This window comes from Streptomyces sp. P9(2023), from assembly GCF_032436795.1.
Lineage (GTDB): Bacteria > Actinomycetota > Actinomycetes > Streptomycetales > Streptomycetaceae > Streptomyces.
On record NZ_JAUPWM010000015.1, the window covers coordinates 98,993 to 115,744 of the forward strand.

Consider the following 16,752-nt stretch of genomic DNA (forward strand, 5'->3'; position numbering starts at 1 on the left):
GCTGTTCAGACCGTGACGTCGTCCGAGGGGCGGCGGGTGAGCGGGACCCGTGCGTCGCAGGCCGCCGCGGCCGCCTCCGCCGCCCGTGCGCGGCGCCTGGCCAGGGGCGCCGCGAGGACCGTCAGGACGATGAAGACGCCGATCGCGAGCAGCACGATGAGGGAGCCCGGCGGCAGGTCCTGGTAGTAGGTGGTGATCGTGCCGGTCAGGGTGACGGCCGTACCGATGACGACCGAGAGGACGAACGTCGCGCGGAAGGACCGGGTCAGCTGCTGCGCCGCCGCCACCGGGACCACCATGAGGGCGCTGACGAGGAGCAGGCCGACGACCCGCATCGCGACCGTGACGGTCACGGCGGCGGTCACCGCGACGAGCAGGTTCAGGGCGCGGACCGGGAGGCCGGTGACGCGGGCGAACTCCTCGTCCTGGCTGACCGCGAAGAGCTGGCGGCGCAGACCGAAGGTGACGAGGAGCACGAAGGCGGCGAGCACGGCGATCGCGGTGACGTCCTCCTCGGAGACCGTGGAGAGCGAGCCGAACAGGTACGACAGCAGGTTGGCGTTGGAGCCGCCGCCGACCTGGATGAGCATGACGCCGCCCGCCATGCCTCCGTAGAAGAGCAGCGCGAGCGCGAGGTCGCCGCGGGTACGTCCGTACGTCCGGATCAGCTCCATCAGCACGGCGCCGGCGACGGCGACGAGCGTGGCCATCCACACGGGGCTGCTGTTGAGCAGGAAGCCGAGGCCCACACCGGTCATCGCGACATGGCCGATGCCGTCGCCCATCAGGGCCTGGCGGCGCTGGACCAGGAAGATGCCGACGGCGGGCGCGGTGATGCCGACGAGGACGGCCGCGAGGAGCGCCCGCTGCATGAAGGCCGGTTCGAGGAATTCCATGATCAGGTCAGCTTCCTCAGGTCAGCAGACCCGTGCGGAGCGGCTCGTCGGCCGCGTGCGGATGGACGTGGTCGTGGCCCGGCAGGGCGTGCTGGCCGACGGCCTTCGGCGGCGGGCCGTCGTGGACGACGCAGCCGCCGCGGAGGACCACGGCCCGGTCGATCAGCGGCTCCAGCGGGCCGAGTTCGTGCAGCACGAGCAGGACGCTGGTGCCGCCGGCGACCTGCTCGCGCAGGGTGCCGGCGAGGATCTCCTGGCTGGCGAGGTCGACGCCGGCCATCGGCTCGTCCATGATCAGCAGCTCGGGCTCGGAGGCGAGCGCGCGGGCGATCAGGACGCGCTGGTGCTGGCCGCCGGAGAGGGCGCTGACGGAGTCCTTGGCGCGGTCGGCGAGGCCGACCAGCTCGATGGCCCGGTCGACGGCGGCCCGGTCGGCCTTCGTCATCCAGCCGAACGGGCGGCGGGAGAGCCGGCCGGAGGAGACGACCTCGCGGATCGTGGCGGGGACCCCGGAGGCGGCGGTGGTGCGCTGCGGGACGTAGCCGACGCGGGCCCACTCGCGGAAACGCTTCTGCTCGGTGCCGAAGAGCGTGATCGTGCCGCCGGTCAGGGGCACTTGGCCGATGACGGCGCGGACGGCCGTCGACTTGCCGGAACCGTTGGCGCCGAGCAGCGCGACGACCTCACCGGCGTTCACGGTGAGGTCGACGCCGCGCAGGACCGGGCGCGCGCCGAGGGTCGCCGTGGCTCCGCGGACGGATATGACGGGAGTGACGGGCGCGCTCACGGGTGCCTCCTGCTGTGCGTGGGTCACTTCGCGCCGAGGGCCTTCTTCAACGCGGCGAGGTTGGACTGCATGACCTCGATGTAGTCATCGCCCTTGGACCGGTCCGTGATTCCCTCCAGCGGGTCCAGGACGTCGGTCTTGAGGCCGGTGTCCTTGGCGAGGGTCTTCGCGGTCTTGTCGCTGGCGAGGGTCTCGAAGAAGACGGTGGAGACCTTGTCCTTCTTCGCGATGGTCCGGAGTTCCTGCATGCGGGCGGGGCTCGGCTCGGACTCGGGGCCGAGGCCGCTGATGCCCTCCTGGTCCAGGCCGTACCGCTCGGCGAGGTAGCCGAAGGCGGAGTGGGTGGTGATGAAGGTCTTGGTGGTGGTGTTCTTCAGACCCGTTTCGTACGCCGTGTTCAGATCGCCGAGCTTCTTGACCAGGGCGTCGGTGTTCTTCTTGTAGTCGGCGGCGTTGTCCGGGTCGGCCTTCTCCAGGGAGGCGCCGACACCCTTGGCGACCTCGGCGTACTTCACCGGGTCGAGCCAGATGTGCGGGTCGGCACCGGCCTCGGACTCGTGGCCGGGCTCCTCGCCTTCGTGGCCGGGCTCCTCGCCCTCGTGTCCGGGCTCCTCCGCGCCGTGGTCGTGGCCGACCTCGGTGCCGTGGTCCTCCAGGCTGGTGAGGGTCGCGGCGTCGACGGTGTTCTTCACGCCGGCCTGCTGGATCGCCTCGTCGACGGCGGGCTGGAGGCCCTTGAGGTAGAGGATGTAGCCGGCCTCGCCGAGCTCGCCGATCTGCTTCGGCTTGAGCTCCAGGTCGTGAGGCTCGACGCCCGGCGCGGTGAGCGTGCTGACGGAGACGTGGTCGCCGCCTATCTGCTCGGCCAGGTACTGCATGGGGTAGAACGACGCCACGACGCTGAGCTTGCCGTCGGCGGACTTGTCGGAGGCGTCGGACGCCCCGCCGCCGCAGGCGGACAGGGTGACGAGGCCCAGGGTGACGACTCCGGCGATGGCGGTGGTGGGTATCGGTCGGCGTACGTTCATGACAGTCATTTTCAACAAAGTTGGAAACGATTGTCAATTGCCCCACTTGTGTTCCCGGACACGCTCGGTCGCGCCCGTCCGCGTGCGCGCGGAGGCCGGACCGATTTGATGCGGGGGGTGTGCGCGCCGGTAACCTGAAGCATTCGCACTTCGTCGTCGTAATGAAGAGAGCACCGTGGCCGCCGACAAGATCGACACCATCGTCAGCCTGAGCAAGCGCCGTGGCTTCGTCTACCCGTGCAGTGAGATCTACGGCGGCCAGCGCGCCGCCTGGGACTACGGGCCGCTGGGTGTCGAGCTCAAGGAGAACATCAAGCGTCAGTGGTGGCGGTACATGGTCACCGCGCGCGAGGACGTCGTCGGCATCGACTCGTCGGTGATCCTGGCCACCGAGGTCTGGGAGGCATCCGGTCACGTCGCCACGTTCACGGACCCGCTGACCGAGTGCACCTCCTGCCACAAGCGCTACCGCGCCGACCACCTGGAGGAGGCGTACGAGGAGAAGCACGGCCGCCTCCCCGAGAACGGCCTCACCGACCTGAACTGCCCGAACTGCGGCAACAAGGGCACCTTCACCGAGCCCAAGCAGTTCTCCGGTCTGCTCTCCACCCACCTCGGCCCTACCCAGGACTCCGGCTCGGTCGCGTACCTGCGTCCCGAGACCGCGCAGGGCATCTTCACCAACTTCGGCCAGGTGCTGCAGACCTCGCGCAAGAAGCCGCCGTTCGGCATCGCGCAGATGGGCAAGTCCTTCCGGAACGAGATCACTCCGGGCAACTTCATCTTCCGCACCCGCGAGTTCGAGCAGATGGAGATGGAGTTCTTCGTCAAGCCGGGCGAGGACGAGCAGTGGCAGGAGTACTGGATGGAGCAGCGCTGGAACTGGTACACGGGCCTGGGTCTCCGTGAGGAGAACATGCGCTGGTTCGAGCACCCGAAGGAGAAGCTCTCCCACTACTCCAAGCGCACCGCCGACATCGAGTACCGCTTCCAGTTCGGCGGCAGCGAGTGGGGCGAGCTGGAGGGTGTCGCCAACCGCACCGACTACGACCTGAGCGCGCACTCCAAGGCCTCCGGCAACGACCTGCAGTTCTTCGACCAGGAGGCCGGCGAGCGCTGGACCCCGTACGTCATCGAGCCGGCGGCCGGTGTCGGCCGGACGATGCTGGCGTTCATGCTCGACGCCTTCAACGAGGACGAGGCCCCGAACGCCAAGGGCGTCATGGAGAAGCGCACCGTGATGCGCTTCGACCCGCGCATCGCGCCGATCAAGGTCGCCGTCCTGCCGCTGTCCCGTAACCCGCAGCTGTCGCCGAAGGCCAAGGGCCTCGCCGCCGACCTGCGGCAGAACTGGAACATCGAGTTCGACGACGCCGGCGCCATCGGCCGCCGCTACCGCCGCCAGGACGAGATCGGTACGCCGTTCTGCGTCACCGTCGACTTCGACACCCTGGACGACAACGCGGTGACCGTGCGCGAGCGCGACACCATGAAGCAGGAGCGCGTCTCCCTCGACCAGATCCAGGGCTACCTGGGCAGCCGCCTGCTCGGCTGCTGACGGTCGGTCGCACCGCTCGCACGCCGAAGCCCCCGGTTCCTCGAAGGAGCCGGGGGCTTCGGCGTACGTACGGGAGCTACGCGCGCAGTCCGCGCAGCAGCAGGTCGAGGACCGCGTCGAACTCGGCCTCGATCGTGGGGCGTCGCCACTCCGGGGCGTACATCGGGTCGTGGAAGCGGCCGGTCGCGTCGAACAGCGCGCGGGCCGTGGCGGCGGGGTCGGGGGTGGTGAACTCCCCGCTCCGTACGCCCTCTTCGACGATCTCGCGGACCTGTCCGATCAGGACCTCGATGTGCTCCTCGACCACACCGCTGGCCTCGTCGATCAGCACTCCGTACGTCGCGAACAGCTCGGGGTCGTCGCCCGCCTTGTGCCGCTTGGCCTCGAAGAGGGCGGCGAACCAGGCCCGGAGCTTCTCGGCGGCCGGCTCGCCCGAGGTCGCGATCAGCTCGGCGAGCATCACCTCGGCGCGGCTCAGCCACCGCTCGGTCACCGCCTCCCGCAGCGCCGCCTTCGTACGGAAGTGGCGGTAGACGCTGCCGTGGCTGACGCCGAGGACCCGGGCCACGTCCACGACCGTCGCCTTCGCCGGGCCGTAGCGCCGCAGCACCTCCTCGGTGGCTTCGAGGATGCGCTCTGCGGTGAGGGTCTCGGTGGGCATGAGATGACAGTACCTGTCAGTCGAACCCGCAGGTCAGTGCTCGCTGTCCAGGTGCGCCATCTGGGCCGCCGGGTAGCGCTCGCCGGCTGCCGCGCCCGCCGGGACAGCCTCCTCGATCGCGGCCAGGTCGGCGTCGTCCAGCGTCACGTCCAGGGCGCCGAGGGCCTCCGCGAGCCGGTCCCGGCGGCGGGCGCCGACGAGCGGCACGATGTCCGCGCCGTGCCGGGGGCCCTGCGCCAGGACCCAGGCGATGGCGGTCTGCGCGACCGTCACGCCCTTGGCCTCGGCGAGGGCGCGCAGCCGGTCCACCAGGTCCAGGTTCCGGTGCAGGTTGTCCCCCTGGAAGCGGGGGCTCATGCCGCGGAAGTCGCCCGGGCCGAGCTCGCGGTCACGGGAGAAGTGGCCGCTGATCAGGCCGCGCGACAGCACGCCGTACGCCGTGACGCCGATGCCCAGCTCGCGCGCGGCCGGCAGGATCTTCTCCTCGATGGAGCGCGAGATCAGGGAGTACTCGATCTGGAGGTCGGCGATCGGCGCGACGGCCGCCGCCCGGCGCAGGGTGTCCGCGCCGACCTCCGAGAGGCCGATGTGCCGGACGTGCCCGGCCTCGACCAGCTTGGCGATCGCGCCGACGGTCTCCTCGATCGGGACGTCGGGGTCGACGCGGGCGATCCGGTAGATGTCGATGTGGTCGGTGCCGAGGCGCTGGAGGGAGTACGCCGCGAAGTTCTTCACCGCGGCGGGGCGGCCGTCATAGCCGGTGAAGCCGCCTTCGACCGTGCGCAGGGCGCCGAACTTCACGCTCGTCAGCGCCTGCTCCCGGGCCGCCGCGGGGGCGGTGCGCAGGGCTTCGTTGATCAGCAGCTCGTTGTGCCCCATCCCGTAGAAATCGCCCGTGTCCAGGAGCGTGACGCCGGCGTCGAGCGCCGCGTGGATGGTCGCGATCGACTCGGCGCGGTCGCTCCCGCCGTACAGCGCGGACATGCCCATGCAGCCGAGACCGAGGGCGGAGACCTGGGGGCCGGTGGTGCCGAGGCGGCGGGTGGGGAGGGTGCGGGCGGAGGTCATGGGGGTCTCCTCGGAAGGTGGGGCGGAGGGTGGCGCATGACAACTATGACATGACGGCTGACAGATTTCAATGTTTGTCATTCACTCGATCGGGTGGGGTGCACCGCGCCGGAAATCGACGTGCCCGGGTCCCGGCGGGCGAGGTAGCGTCGGGCCCATGTATTCGTTCTTCCAGATCTACGAGTGAGAGCGCCGCGGGGCTGAAGTCCCGTGCAGCGCCAGCCGATTGACCACCGCATTTCTCACTGATGGGAGAACCACCCATGGCCAAGGGCCGCAACAACCTCCTCGGCGTCGGCGGACAGCGCAAGAAGCTGTCCCGCGCCGACCAGCAGGGCGCCGTTCAGGGCCGCAACGCCGACCGCAAGGCGGCCGCCGACCAGAAGGCCGAGCTGCTGAAGAAGATGCGCGAGAAGGCGGAGGCCTCCGAGAGCACCTCGGCCACCACCACGGGCGGCGAGGAGTAGTCACAGTCGCTACGACGACGTGGGCCCGGGTCACGAACAGTGACCCGGGCCCACGCCGATGCGGTTCGCGACGCGGACACGTGAGCATGAACCCCAGCGGCGCGCCCCCGCGTCACGGCAACGAGCGGGTGAGCCAGACCACTTCACCGCTGTCCTCGGTGGAGACGTGATCCCGCTCGAAGCCGAGCTTCTCTAGGACGCGGAACGACGGTGTGTTCCAGGCGCCGACGGTCGCCCAGAGCCGTTTCCGCCCGGTCGCGACAGCCGCATCGAGCACCGCGCCGGCCGCCTCGGTGGCGTAGCCGTGCCCATGCGCGCGCTGGAACAACTCGTACGCGATCTCGGGCTCCTCCACGGTGGAGCGGCCGATGATCAGCCCGCAGTAGCCGATGAAGTCGCCTTCGTCGCGGCGCTGGATGGGCAGCAGGGCGATCCCGGTGCTCTCCGTCGCGGTGAGCAGCTCCGTGATGGACGTCCGGATGTGCTCGACCGTGGGGGTCCCCTTGCCGCGTTCGGCGAGGAGGGCGCAGAACTCGGCGGCGTCCGACTCGGCCCAAGGCCGCAGTATCAGCCGCTCGGTCTCCAGGTGGAACGACATCGTCTCGTACGTAGACATGCCCCTACTCTGCCCCCACAGGTGCTCAGTTCACCGTGCGCGGCAGGCGCAGGCTCAGGCAGACCGTCAGGAGGACGGCCGCCAGCTGGACCAGGAGCGTCACCGTCAGCGCCGTGCCCATCGAGCCGGTCGCCGACAGGGACAGGAAGAGCGAGCCGAGCGTCGCCACGCCGAGCGCGAGGGCCGACTGCTGGGTGGTCACCATGACGCCGCTGCCCACGCCCGCCCGGTCCGCCGGGATCTCGGAGAGGACGATCCGGAACAGGACCGGGAGTTGCAGGCCCTGGCCGAGGCCCGCGAGGGCCACCCCCGGCAGCAGGCTCCAGGCCGAGAGGTCCGGCCAGGAGCGCCACGCCGTCAGGGCGAGCAGGGCGATGCCGAGCCCCTGCACGAGGCCGCCCGCCGTGACGACCCGGGCGCCCCAGCGCCGTACCAGCCGAGGACCCGCAAGCGAGACCCCGAAGAAGGCCACCGCCATCGGCACCAGGGCCAGGCCCGACACCACCGCGCTCATCCGCAGCCCCTGCTGCAGGGCGACCGCGATCACGAACATGAAGCCGCCGAAGCCGAGCGAGAACGGCAGCAACAGCGCGAGCCCCCGGCGCAGGGAGACCAGGGCGAACAGGCTCGGCGGCACCAGCGGCGTACGGCCCCGGCGGTCCGCCCGCAGCTCCACCCACCAGAACCCCGCCGCGGCGAACGGGAAGATCCCCAGCGCGACCCAGGTCCACAGCGGCCAGCCCGCCGCCCTCCCCTCTGTAAGAGGGGCGAGGAGCGTGAGCAGCGCGAGCCCGAGGAGCAGGGTGCCCAGGACGTCGAGCGGCGCCGGGCGCTCCGAGCGGGTCTCCGGGACGGTCCGTACCGCGAGCAGCAGACCCGCCACCACCACCGGCACGTTGACCAGGAAGATCGCCCGCCAGCCGCTGCCCCAGAGGTCGGCCGCGACGAGGACCCCGCCCAGGATCTGGCCGGCGACCATCGCGAGCCCGCCGGTCGCCCCGTACAGGCTCAGCGCCTTCGCGCGCCGCGCGCCCGCCGTCGAGGAGTGGATGGTGGCGAGGACCTGCGGCAGCATCAGCGCGGCCGCGGCACCCTGTGCCACCCGCGCCCCGACCAGTGTCCAGGCGTCCGGCGCGAGCCCGCAGGCCAGCGAGGTCAGGCCGAAGGCGGCCATGCCGGCGAGGAAGAGCCGGCGGCGGCCGAAGAGGTCCCCGAGCCGCCCGCCGAGGACGAGCAGCACGGCGTACGCGAGTCCGTACCCGGCGACGACCAGCTCCAGCATGGCCGGTCCGGCCGCCAGGTCGTGGTCGATCGTCGGCAGGGCGACGTTGACGATGAAGAAGTCGATCAGCGGCAGCGCGGCGCCGAGGAGAACGGTGAACAGTCCGAGGGGGCCGAGGCCGGGAGCCGGGTGATCGGCCACGGCGCCGGTCCGCACGGCAGTCGACGTGGGGGATACGGCCGGAGAGGCGGGAGAGGCTGTAGGAGGCACGGTATCGACGATCGGCCCTGCGCCAGCCTGGTACCAGAGCTTCTTCATCCTGGTACCAGCAGTACCTGGCAATGGGCTGAGCGCCCCGGCACCCTGGGAGCATGACGACGATGGCGGCGCCCCCCGAGTCCGCGACAGACACGGCGATCACCACCCGGACCGACGTCCGCCGGCACGAACTCGCCGCCTTCCTGCGCAGCCGCCGCGAGCGGATCACCCCCGAGCAGGTCGGCCTGCCCAGAGGCCGGCGCCGCCGCACCCCCGGGCTGCGCCGCGAAGAGGTCGCGCACCTCTCCGCTGTCGGCGTCACCTGGTACACCTGGCTGGAGCAGGCGCGGGACATCCACGTCTCCCCGCAGGTCCTCGACGCCCTCGCTCGCGCCCTCCAGCTCGACCCGACCGAACGCACCCACCTCTTCGCCCTCGGCGGCGAGGCCGACCCGCACCCCGAGTCGCCGTGCCCGACCGTCACGCCCGCGCTGCGCGCGATGCTCGACCAGCTGGAGCCGCTGCCCGCCTGCATCCAGAACAGCCGCTACGACATCCTGGCGTACAACCGCACCTACGGCAGGCTGCTCTGCGACCTCGACGCGCTGCCGCGCGAGGACCGCAACTGCATCTGGCTGGCCTTCACCAACGACGAGTGGCGGGCCTCCGTCGCCGAGCTGCCGGACGTCACGCGCGCGATGGCGGGCAAGCTCCGCGCCTCGATGGCCGAGCACCTCGCCGAGCCCGCCTGGAAGGCGCTGCTGCACCGCCTGGAGGACGCCTCCCCGGAGTTCCGGGAGATGTGGGCGCGGCACGAGGTGGTGGCGCAGAGCGGCCGTACGAAGTTCATCCGCAACGCCCATGTCGGCACCCTGCACCTGGAGCACACCAACGTCTGGCTCGGACCGGCCTCCGGGCCGCGTCTGGTGACGTACGTGCCGGTGGACGAGGAGTCCCGCCAGGGGCTCGAACGCCTGCACGAGCTGTGTGGGCGAAACGACTGACGGATCACGGCGGCGGTGCGGGACAATGGCCTAATGACCGTGTTCTCCCCCCTCGCCATCGGGCCGCACATCGTGCAGCCGCCGGTGGTGCTCGCGCCGATGGCCGGCATCACCAACGCCCCTTTCCGCACCCTCTGCCGTGAGTACTCCGGCGGCAAGGGCCTGTTCGTGAGCGAGATGATCACGACGCGGGCGCTGGTCGAGCGCAACGAGAAGACCATGCAGCTCATCCGCTTCGACGCGAGCGAGAAGCCGCGGTCGATCCAGCTCTACGGCGTCGACCCGGTGACGGTCGGCAAGGCCGTGCGGATGATCGCGGACGAGGACCTGGCCGACCACATCGACCTGAACTTCGGCTGCCCGGTCCCCAAGGTGACCCGTAAGGGCGGCGGCTCCGCCCTCCCGTACAAGCGGCCGCTGCTGCGCGCGATCCTGAACGAGGCCGTGTCCAACGCGGGCGCCCTGCCGGTCACGATGAAGATGCGCAAGGGCATCGACGACGACCACATCACGTACCTGGACGCCGGGCGGATCGCGGTCGAGGAGGGCGTCACGGCGATCGCCCTGCACGGCCGGACCGCGGCGCAGCACTACGGAGGCACCGCCGACTGGGACGCCATCGCGCGGCTCAAGGAGCACGTGCCGGAGATCCCGGTGCTCGGCAACGGCGACATCTGGTCGGCGGACGACGCGCTGCGGATGATGCGCGAGACCGGCTGCGACGGCGTGGTCGTCGGGCGCGGCTGCCTGGGCCGCCCGTGGCTGTTCGGCGACCTGGTGGCGGGCTTCGAGGGCACGGGCGGCTACGCCCAGCCGGGGCTGCGCGAGGTCGCGGACGCGATGGTGCGGCACGCACGGCTGCTCGGCGAGTGGCTCGGGGACGAGTCGCGCGGTGTCATCGACTTCCGCAAGCACGTGGCCTGGTACCTGAAGGGCTTCTCGGTCGGCTCGGAGATGCGCAAGAAGCTGGCGATCACCTCGTCCCTCGACGAGCTGAGCGCTCAGTTGAGCGAGCTGGACCTGGACCAGCCCTGGCCGACGGGCGCGGACGGCCCCCGGGGCCGTACCTCGGGCAACAACCGCGTGGTCCTGCCGGACGGCTGGTTGAAGGACCCGTACGACTGCGCGGGCATCAGCGAGGAGGCGGAGTTGGACACGTCCGGGGGCTGATCCCGGACGTCCGGATCGTGGGAATCAAGCCGTTCTTACGGCGTGATCCTCGCCACCCTTGATAGGGGTGGTGCTCAGATGAGCAGATTACGGGGTGTTGTACTTATGGAGGGGTGGCACTGGGTGCCACCCCTCTTGCGTTCAAGAGTTGAACGCAAATGCTCTGGATGGCGCTCAGGTGAGCGCGTATCCCCAGGTTTGAGTCAAGGGGGCTTCGGAGTCTGAAAGCGGAAGCTACTCGTCAGTTACTTTCGATGTACTGGCGGACGGGTGGTTAAGACCACGTGTCCGGTAGGCGTACCTCCACATGAGCCTTCGATCTGGGTATGTTCCTCGCCGTCAGGGCAGCCACCGAGTCCTCGAGGAGTCGAGACACGTGTCGGAAAACAAAGATCAGAAGTTCGTGTACGACTTCACCGAGGGCAACAGGGACCTGAAGGACCTGCTCGGTGGCAAGGGTGCGAACCTCGCCGAGATGACCAACCTCGGCCTCCCCGTTCCCCCCGGCTTCACGATCACCACCGAGGCGTGCAAGGTCTACCTCGACAGCGGCTCCGAGCCCGGCGCGCTCCGCGACGAGGTCAGCGCCCACCTGGACGCCCTTGAGCAGAAGATGGGCAAGAAGCTCGGCCAGGCCGACGACCCGCTGCTCGTCTCCGTCCGCTCCGGTGCCAAGTTCTCCATGCCCGGCATGATGGACACCGTCCTGAACATCGGCCTCTCCGACAAGTCCGTCGAGGGCCTCACCGCCCAGGCCGGCGACGCGCGCTTCGCCTGGGACTCGTACCGCCGGCTCATCCAGATGTTCGGCAAGACCGTCCTCGGCGTCGACGGCGAGCTCTTCGAGGAAGCCCTCGACGAGGCCAAGGCCGCCAAGAAGGTCACCGTCGACACCGACCTCGACGCCGCCGACCTGAAGAAGCTCGTCAAGCACTTCAAGAAGATCGTCAAGGCCGAGGCTGGCCGCGACTTCCCGCAGGACCCGCGCGAGCAGATGGACCTCGCCATCGAGGCCGTCTTCAACTCCTGGAACACCGACCGCGCCAAGCTCTACCGTCGCCAGGAGCGCATCCCCGGCGACCTCGGCACCGCGGTCAACATCTGCTCCATGGTCTTCGGCAACCTCGGCCCGGACTCCGGCACCGGCGTCGCCTTCACCCGCGACCCCGCCTCCGGCCACCAGGGCGTCTACGGCGACTACCTGCAGAACGCGCAGGGCGAGGACGTCGTCGCCGGTATCCGCAACACCGTGCCGCTGGCCGAGCTGGAGTCGATCGACAAGGCGTCGTACGACCAGCTGATGCAGATCATGGAGACCCTGGAGACCCACTACAAGGATCTCTGCGACATCGAGTTCACCATCGAGCGCGGCCAGCTGTGGATGCTGCAGACCCGCGTCGGCAAGCGGACCGCCGGTGCCGCCTTCCGGATCGCCACGCAGCTGGTGGACCAGGGCCTGATCGACGAGGCGGAGGCGCTCCAGCGCGTCAACGGAGCCCAGCTCGCGCAGCTGATGTTCCCGAAGTTCGACGAGAACGCGAAGGTCGAGCAGATCGGCCGCGGCATCGCCGCCTCCCCGGGCGCGGCGGTCGGCAAGGCCGTCTTCGACTCGTACACGGCCGTCAAGTGGTCCCGCTCCGGCGAGAAGGTCATCCTGATCCGCCGCGAGACCAACCCGGACGACCTGGACGGCATGATCGCCTCCGAGGGCATCCTGACCTCCCGCGGCGGCAAGACCTCGCACGCCGCCGTCGTCGCCCGCGGCATGGGCAAGACCTGTGTCTGCGGCGCCGAGGAGCTCGAGGTCGACACCAAGCGCCGCCGGATGACCACCTCCTCGGGCCAGGTCGTCGAGGAGGGCGACGTCGTCTCCATCGACGGCTCCACCGGCAAGGTGTACCTCGGTGAGGTACCCGTCGTACCGTCCCCGGTCGTCGAGTACTTCGAGGGCCGGATGCACGCCGGCGCCGACGACGCCGACGAGCTGGTCGCCGCCGTCCACCGGATCATGGCCTACGCCGACCGCGTCCGCCGGCTGCGCGTCCGCGCCAACGCCGACAACGCCGAGGACGCGCTGCGCGCCCGCCGCTTCGGCGCCCAGGGCATCGGCCTCTGCCGCACCGAGCACATGTTCCTCGGCGAGCGCCGCGAGATGGTCGAGAAGCTGATCCTCGCCGACACCGACGAGGAGCGGACCGAGGCGCTGGACGCCCTGCTCCCGCTGCAGAAGAAGGACTTCGTCGAGCTCTTCGAGGCCATGGACGGGCTGCCCGTCACGGTCCGGCTGCTCGACCCGCCGCTGCACGAGTTCCTGCCCGACATCACCGAGCTGTCGGTACGTGTCGCCCTCGCCGAGGCCCGCAAGGAGCCGCACGAGAACGAGCTGCGGCTGCTCCAGGCGGTGCACCGGCTGCACGAGCAGAACCCGATGCTGGGTCTGCGCGGTGTCCGCCTCGGCCTGGTCATCCCCGGCCTGTTCACCATGCAGGTCCGGGCGATCGCCGAGGCCGCGGCCCAGCGCATCGACGCCAAGGGCGACCCGCGCGCCGAGATCATGATCCCGCTCGTCGGCACCGTCCAGGAGCTGGAGATCGTCCGCGACGAGGCCGAGCAGGTCATCGCCGAGGTCCAGGCCAAGACCGGCGTCGAGCTGAAGCTCGCGCTCGGCACCATGATCGAGCTGCCGCGCGCCGCCGTGACCGCCGGTCAGATCGCCGAGGCCGCCGAGTTCTTCTCCTTCGGTACGAACGACCTCACGCAGACCGTGTGGGGCTTCTCCCGGGACGACGTGGAGGCCAGCTTCTTCACCGCGTACCTGGAGAAGGGCATCTTCGGTGTCTCGCCGTTCGAGACCATCGACAAGGACGGCGTCGGCGCGCTGGTCCGCAGCGCCGTCGAGGCCGGCCGGGCCACCCGCCCCGACATCAAGCTCGGCGTCTGCGGCGAGCACGGCGGCGACCCGGAGTCGGTGCACTTCTTCCACGAGGTCGGCCTCGACTACGTCTCCTGCTCGCCGTTCCGGATCCCGGTGGCGCGCCTGGAGGCCGGTCGCGCGGCGGCGGAGTCGAAGGGCTCCGACAGCCGCTGAGCACTCGCTGAGTCGCCGGCCGGCGCGCTACGGGGCGCCCGCTGACCGGGCGTTCAGTAGCAAAGACCGCCGGAGCCGCCGTTCGTCCCCGACCCTCAAACCGATGGGCGGCGGCTCCGGCCAGCAAGAGAGACGGGGCGGACACCTTGTGCGGAGGTGTCCGCCCCGTCGTACTTCGTCCGCCCAGGGTCCACCGCGGGGCCACCCCGGGATGTTCGACAAATGTGGATTCATGTTCAATCGAGGCCGGTTGAATTATTGGCCGTTGAACTTTCCGCTTTGAACTTTCCACGATTGGTTGCGCAAAGAACAGGGCGGGCGCGGCCCCCGGATCCCCACCCGGTGGCCGCGCCCATTACCCATGCCGGGCAAGTGAGCCGCAACCCTCGCCGACCGCCGCCGGACGTGTGAAGCCCCCCACGGTCTTCGCCACGCCACCTCGGTCCTGAAGGTTTCCTGCCCGACCCCCACAGCTTTTCCGTTTGCCCCAGGTCCCCGCGATGCTTTTCAAGTGTGGCTGAAACACCCTGGTAACGTGCTGTGATGATGTGCATACTCATCGACGGGGGTGGTTGCGAGTGCACAGGTGGGGGTTCAATGCTGCGGATTCATTTCACCGCAAGCGACGTGGCGGGCGTTCGGATGGCGGCCCGTCCCGACGTTCTGTGGGAAACGATTCTCAGCTTTCATCGGCTTAGGGACCGGCGCGGCCCGGTCGTCTACGGAGAATGGCGATCCCAGACCCGCGCCAGACTCAACGGAGAGACCCGGCCGCTCGCGGCGCTCGTGCCGAGTCGGGGTTACTTCCCCGACTTCCTGACCCCGTCCGAGGGCCTGCACGGGCTCGACGAGGGCCTCCAGGCGGTCCGGGCGACCCCGACCGAGCGGCTCCACGCCGAGCTGGCCCTGCTGGGCGCCGACCGCGGTGACCGGGCCGGCGGGCGGACCGTGCCGCAGTCGCTGCGCGCCCTCGCCGAGGGCGGTGCAGAACCGTTCGGCCGGCTCCTCGGGGCCCTGCGCGGCTACCACCGGGCGGCGATCGAACCGTACTGGCCGCACATCCGGGCTCGCGTCGAGGCCGACCGGGCCGTGCGCGGGCGGGCCCTGCTCGACGGCGGCGCCGGTGAACTCCTCGCCTCGCTGCCGCCGATGTTCCGCTGGCGCGCGCCCGTCCTGGAGGCGGACTACCCGGTCGCGCGCGACCTGCATCTCGACGGCCGGGGCCTGCTGCTCCAGCCCTCGTTCTTCTGCCGCGGCACGCCGGTCGTGCTGCGCGATCCGACGCTGCCGCCGGTGCTCGTCTATCCGACGACGCACTGCGAGGCGCCGACCGTGCACGCGCCGGGCGGCTCCTCGCTGGCCAAGCTGGTCGGCAACACCCGCTCGGCGGTCCTGCACGCGATAGGCGACGGCGGCACCACGAGTGAACTCGCCCGCAGGGCGGGGGTGTCGCTCGCCTCGGCCAGCCAGCACGCGGGCGTGCTGCGCGAGGCGGGGCTCGTCGCCACCCTGCGGCACGGCAACGCCGTCCTGCACACCCTCACACCGCTGGGCGCCGCGCTGCTCGGTGGCGGCGGCGCGGGCGGCCGGCGGCGGAAGGTCGCGGGGGCCGTCGCCGGAACGGCCGGACCTGCCGGACCTGCCGGACCTGCCGGAACGGAAGGAACGGCAGGACCGGCCGCCGGGACGGCCCCCGTGGAGCGTCTCTACGCGCGGAACGGGCCCGTCACCTCGTAGGTGATGCCGCCCGAGGAGCTGCCCGAGGTGCCGCGCTGGCTGGAGAAGTACAGCCGCTTCCCGTCGGGGGAGAAGGCCGGTCCGGTGATCTCGGAACCGGACTGGCCGCTGATCCGCAGGAACGGCGCGACGACGTCGTCGGGCGTGATGATGCAGATTTCCATGTTCCCGCCGTCCTCGGCGATGAACAGGTCACCGGAGGAGGAGCCGGTGACGTTGTCGACACCCGTCAGCGGGGCGCCGCCGCCGGACACCAGCGAGTCGTCGTAGGCGAGTTCGTAGGTGCTGTTGGTGAGGTTGAGCTGCCAGAGGCGGTTGTCGCCCTTGGTGGTGAACCAGACGGTGTCGTTGGCGTAGTGGCAGCCCTCGCCGCCGTTGAACTTCTTCGAGCCGGAGACCTGGGTACGGGTCGTGGTCGGCGAACCGTCCGGGTCCGGGACGTTCTGCCAGGTGAAGGAGCCGGACGTGGCGGTGCCGGCCACCAGGACCTGGAGCGTGCCCGAGGAGAGGTTGCCCCAGGTGGTCGGTATGAAGCGGTAGAAGCAGCCGCTGGACTCGTCCTCGGTCAGGTAGATCACCTTGCGGACGGGGTCGGCGGCGGCGGCCTCGTGCTTGAAGCGGCCCATCGAGGCGTGACGGACGGCGGCGTTCACACCGTACGGGTCGGTCTCGTAGACGTAGCCGAGGCTGACCTCCTCGCAGGAGAGCCAGGTGTTCCACGGGGTCTTGCCGCCCGCGCAGTTGGTGCGGGTGTTGGAGAGGATGCGGTACGCGCCGGTGACGGCGCCGGTCGAGCTGAACTTCACCGCGCTCACGCCGCCGCCCGGGTTGATCTCCGAGTTGGAGACGTAGATCCAGCCCGTTCCGTCGACGAAGCAGGCGCCGCCGTCGGGGGCGTTGTGCCAGGTGTACGAGGTACCGGGGACGGTCTGTCCCGACCGGGCGATGACCCGGCTGCTGAATCCGCTCGGCAGCAGGATGCCGTTGGCGTCGGCCGAGCCTAGGGCCCCGTAGGGGCCGGCGCCCGGCTGTGCGGGGGCCGCGTAGGCCGCCCCGCGCATCAGGGTGCCGCCGAAGGCGGCCGCCGACGTGCCGATGACCGCTCCGCGCAGGAAACTGCGTCGCTCCACGTCTCACTCCAGAGGGGTGGTGTGTGAACCCGCCACACCGGTCGGCGGCGGGGTCGCGCGTC

At 70.4% G+C, this 16,752-nt stretch carries 14 protein-coding genes; 6 read left to right on the forward strand and 8 right to left on the reverse strand.

The window, feature by feature from the left end; genetic code table 11:
• Window positions 1-5: 5 nt before the first annotated feature.
• From Q5762_RS20745 to Q5762_RS20755, 3 genes are read right to left on the reverse strand one after another with little or no spacing between them, the layout of a single operon-like run.
• A complete protein-coding gene (locus Q5762_RS20745) occupies window positions 6-902 on the reverse strand; it encodes a metal ABC transporter permease (protein ID WP_315893719.1) in 897 nt (298 codons plus the stop codon).
• Between the two features lie 10 nt (window positions 903-912).
• On the reverse strand, window positions 913-1,683 hold the full coding sequence (locus Q5762_RS20750) for a metal ABC transporter ATP-binding protein (protein WP_315893671.1): 771 nt from the start codon (window positions 1,681-1,683) through the stop codon (window positions 913-915).
• Window positions 1,684-1,706: 23 nt separating this feature from the next.
• Window positions 1,707-2,711 carry a metal ABC transporter substrate-binding protein gene (locus Q5762_RS20755; protein ID WP_315893672.1) on the reverse strand — a complete coding sequence of 335 codons (1,005 nt, stop codon included), beginning with the start codon at window positions 2,709-2,711 and terminating at the stop codon, window positions 1,707-1,709.
• Between the two features lie 175 nt (window positions 2,712-2,886).
• Between Q5762_RS20755 and Q5762_RS20760 the strand changes: the two genes are divergently transcribed.
• Window positions 2,887-4,269 carry a glycine--tRNA ligase gene (locus Q5762_RS20760; protein WP_315893673.1) on the forward strand — a complete coding sequence of 461 codons (1,383 nt, stop codon included), beginning with the start codon at window positions 2,887-2,889 and terminating at the stop codon, window positions 4,267-4,269.
• A 76-nt stretch (window positions 4,270-4,345) separates the two neighbouring features.
• Here the strand turns inward: Q5762_RS20760 and Q5762_RS20765 are convergent, their stop codons facing one another.
• Complete coding sequence (locus Q5762_RS20765) at window positions 4,346-4,930, reverse strand: TetR family transcriptional regulator (RefSeq protein WP_315893674.1); 585 nt, start codon at window positions 4,928-4,930, stop codon at window positions 4,346-4,348.
• Between the two features lie 33 nt (window positions 4,931-4,963).
• A complete protein-coding gene (locus Q5762_RS20770; RefSeq protein ID WP_315893675.1) occupies window positions 4,964-5,998 on the reverse strand; it encodes an aldo/keto reductase in 1,035 nt (344 codons plus the stop codon).
• 263 nt (window positions 5,999-6,261) lie between these two features.
• On the opposite strand from Q5762_RS20770, the gene Q5762_RS20775 reads away from it, so the two are divergent.
• Entirely contained in the window at window positions 6,262-6,465 is a 204-nt protein-coding gene (locus tag Q5762_RS20775; protein WP_315893676.1) for a DUF6243 family protein, read from the forward strand.
• Between the two features lie 112 nt (window positions 6,466-6,577).
• On the opposite strand, the gene Q5762_RS20780 is transcribed toward Q5762_RS20775, so the two are convergent.
• Entirely contained in the window at window positions 6,578-7,081 is a 504-nt protein-coding gene (locus Q5762_RS20780; protein WP_315893677.1) for a GNAT family N-acetyltransferase, read from the reverse strand.
• 25 nt (window positions 7,082-7,106) lie between these two features.
• On the reverse strand, window positions 7,107-8,621 hold the full coding sequence (locus Q5762_RS20785) for an MFS transporter (protein WP_315893678.1): 1,515 nt from the start codon (window positions 8,619-8,621) through the stop codon (window positions 7,107-7,109).
• Between the two features lie 53 nt (window positions 8,622-8,674).
• On the opposite strand from Q5762_RS20785, the gene Q5762_RS20790 reads away from it, so the two are divergent.
• The 4 genes from Q5762_RS20790 (at window position 8,675) to Q5762_RS20805 (ending at window position 15,560) form a co-directional block, all read left to right on the forward strand.
• Window positions 8,675-9,565, forward strand: coding sequence for a helix-turn-helix transcriptional regulator (locus Q5762_RS20790; protein ID WP_315893679.1), 891 nt, complete (start codon window positions 8,675-8,677; stop codon window positions 9,563-9,565).
• Window positions 9,566-9,598: 33 nt separating this feature from the next.
• Complete coding sequence (gene dusB, locus Q5762_RS20795) at window positions 9,599-10,735, forward strand: tRNA dihydrouridine synthase DusB (RefSeq protein ID WP_315893680.1); 1,137 nt, start codon at window positions 9,599-9,601, stop codon at window positions 10,733-10,735.
• A 376-nt stretch (window positions 10,736-11,111) separates the two neighbouring features.
• Window positions 11,112-13,823 (forward strand): pyruvate, phosphate dikinase, encoded by a 2,712-nt coding sequence (gene ppdK, locus Q5762_RS20800; RefSeq protein ID WP_315893681.1) that lies wholly within the window; start codon window positions 11,112-11,114, stop codon window positions 13,821-13,823.
• A gap of 597 nt (window positions 13,824-14,420) precedes the next feature.
• Window positions 14,421-15,560, forward strand: coding sequence for a winged helix-turn-helix domain-containing protein (locus tag Q5762_RS20805; RefSeq protein WP_315893682.1), 1,140 nt, complete (start codon window positions 14,421-14,423; stop codon window positions 15,558-15,560).
• Here the strand turns inward: Q5762_RS20805 and Q5762_RS20810 are convergent.
• The gene (locus tag Q5762_RS20810) at window positions 15,530-16,690 is read right to left on the reverse strand and encodes an alkaline phosphatase PhoX (protein ID WP_315893683.1); all 1,161 of its coding nucleotides are present in this window, start codon (window positions 16,688-16,690) and stop codon (window positions 15,530-15,532) included. The two genes, Q5762_RS20805 and Q5762_RS20810, sit on opposite strands and share 31 nt — an antisense overlap.
• Window positions 16,691-16,752: the final 62 nt, after the last annotated feature.

Excerpts from the sequence above, each read along its gene's own strand:
- Q5762_RS20755 (WP_315893672.1), bottom strand. The coding sequence starts at position 2,711 with ATGAACGTACGCCGACCGATACCCACCACCGCCATCGCCGGAGTCGTC.
- Q5762_RS20765 (WP_315893674.1), bottom strand. The coding sequence starts at position 4,930 with ATGCCCACCGAGACCCTCACCGCAGAGCGCATCCTCGAAGCCACCGAG.
- Q5762_RS20770 (WP_315893675.1), bottom strand. The coding sequence starts at position 5,998 with ATGACCTCCGCCCGCACCCTCCCCACCCGCCGCCTCGGCACCACCGGC.
- Q5762_RS20775 (WP_315893676.1), top strand. The coding sequence starts at position 6,262 with ATGGCCAAGGGCCGCAACAACCTCCTCGGCGTCGGCGGACAGCGCAAG.
- Q5762_RS20780 (WP_315893677.1), bottom strand. The coding sequence starts at position 7,081 with ATGTCTACGTACGAGACGATGTCGTTCCACCTGGAGACCGAGCGGCTG.
- Q5762_RS20785 (WP_315893678.1), bottom strand. The coding sequence starts at position 8,621 with ATGAAGAAGCTCTGGTACCAGGCTGGCGCAGGGCCGATCGTCGATACC.
- Q5762_RS20790 (WP_315893679.1), top strand. The coding sequence starts at position 8,675 with ATGACGACGATGGCGGCGCCCCCCGAGTCCGCGACAGACACGGCGATC.
- dusB (WP_315893680.1), top strand. The coding sequence starts at position 9,599 with ATGACCGTGTTCTCCCCCCTCGCCATCGGGCCGCACATCGTGCAGCCG.
- Q5762_RS20805 (WP_315893682.1), top strand. The coding sequence starts at position 14,421 with ATGCTGCGGATTCATTTCACCGCAAGCGACGTGGCGGGCGTTCGGATG.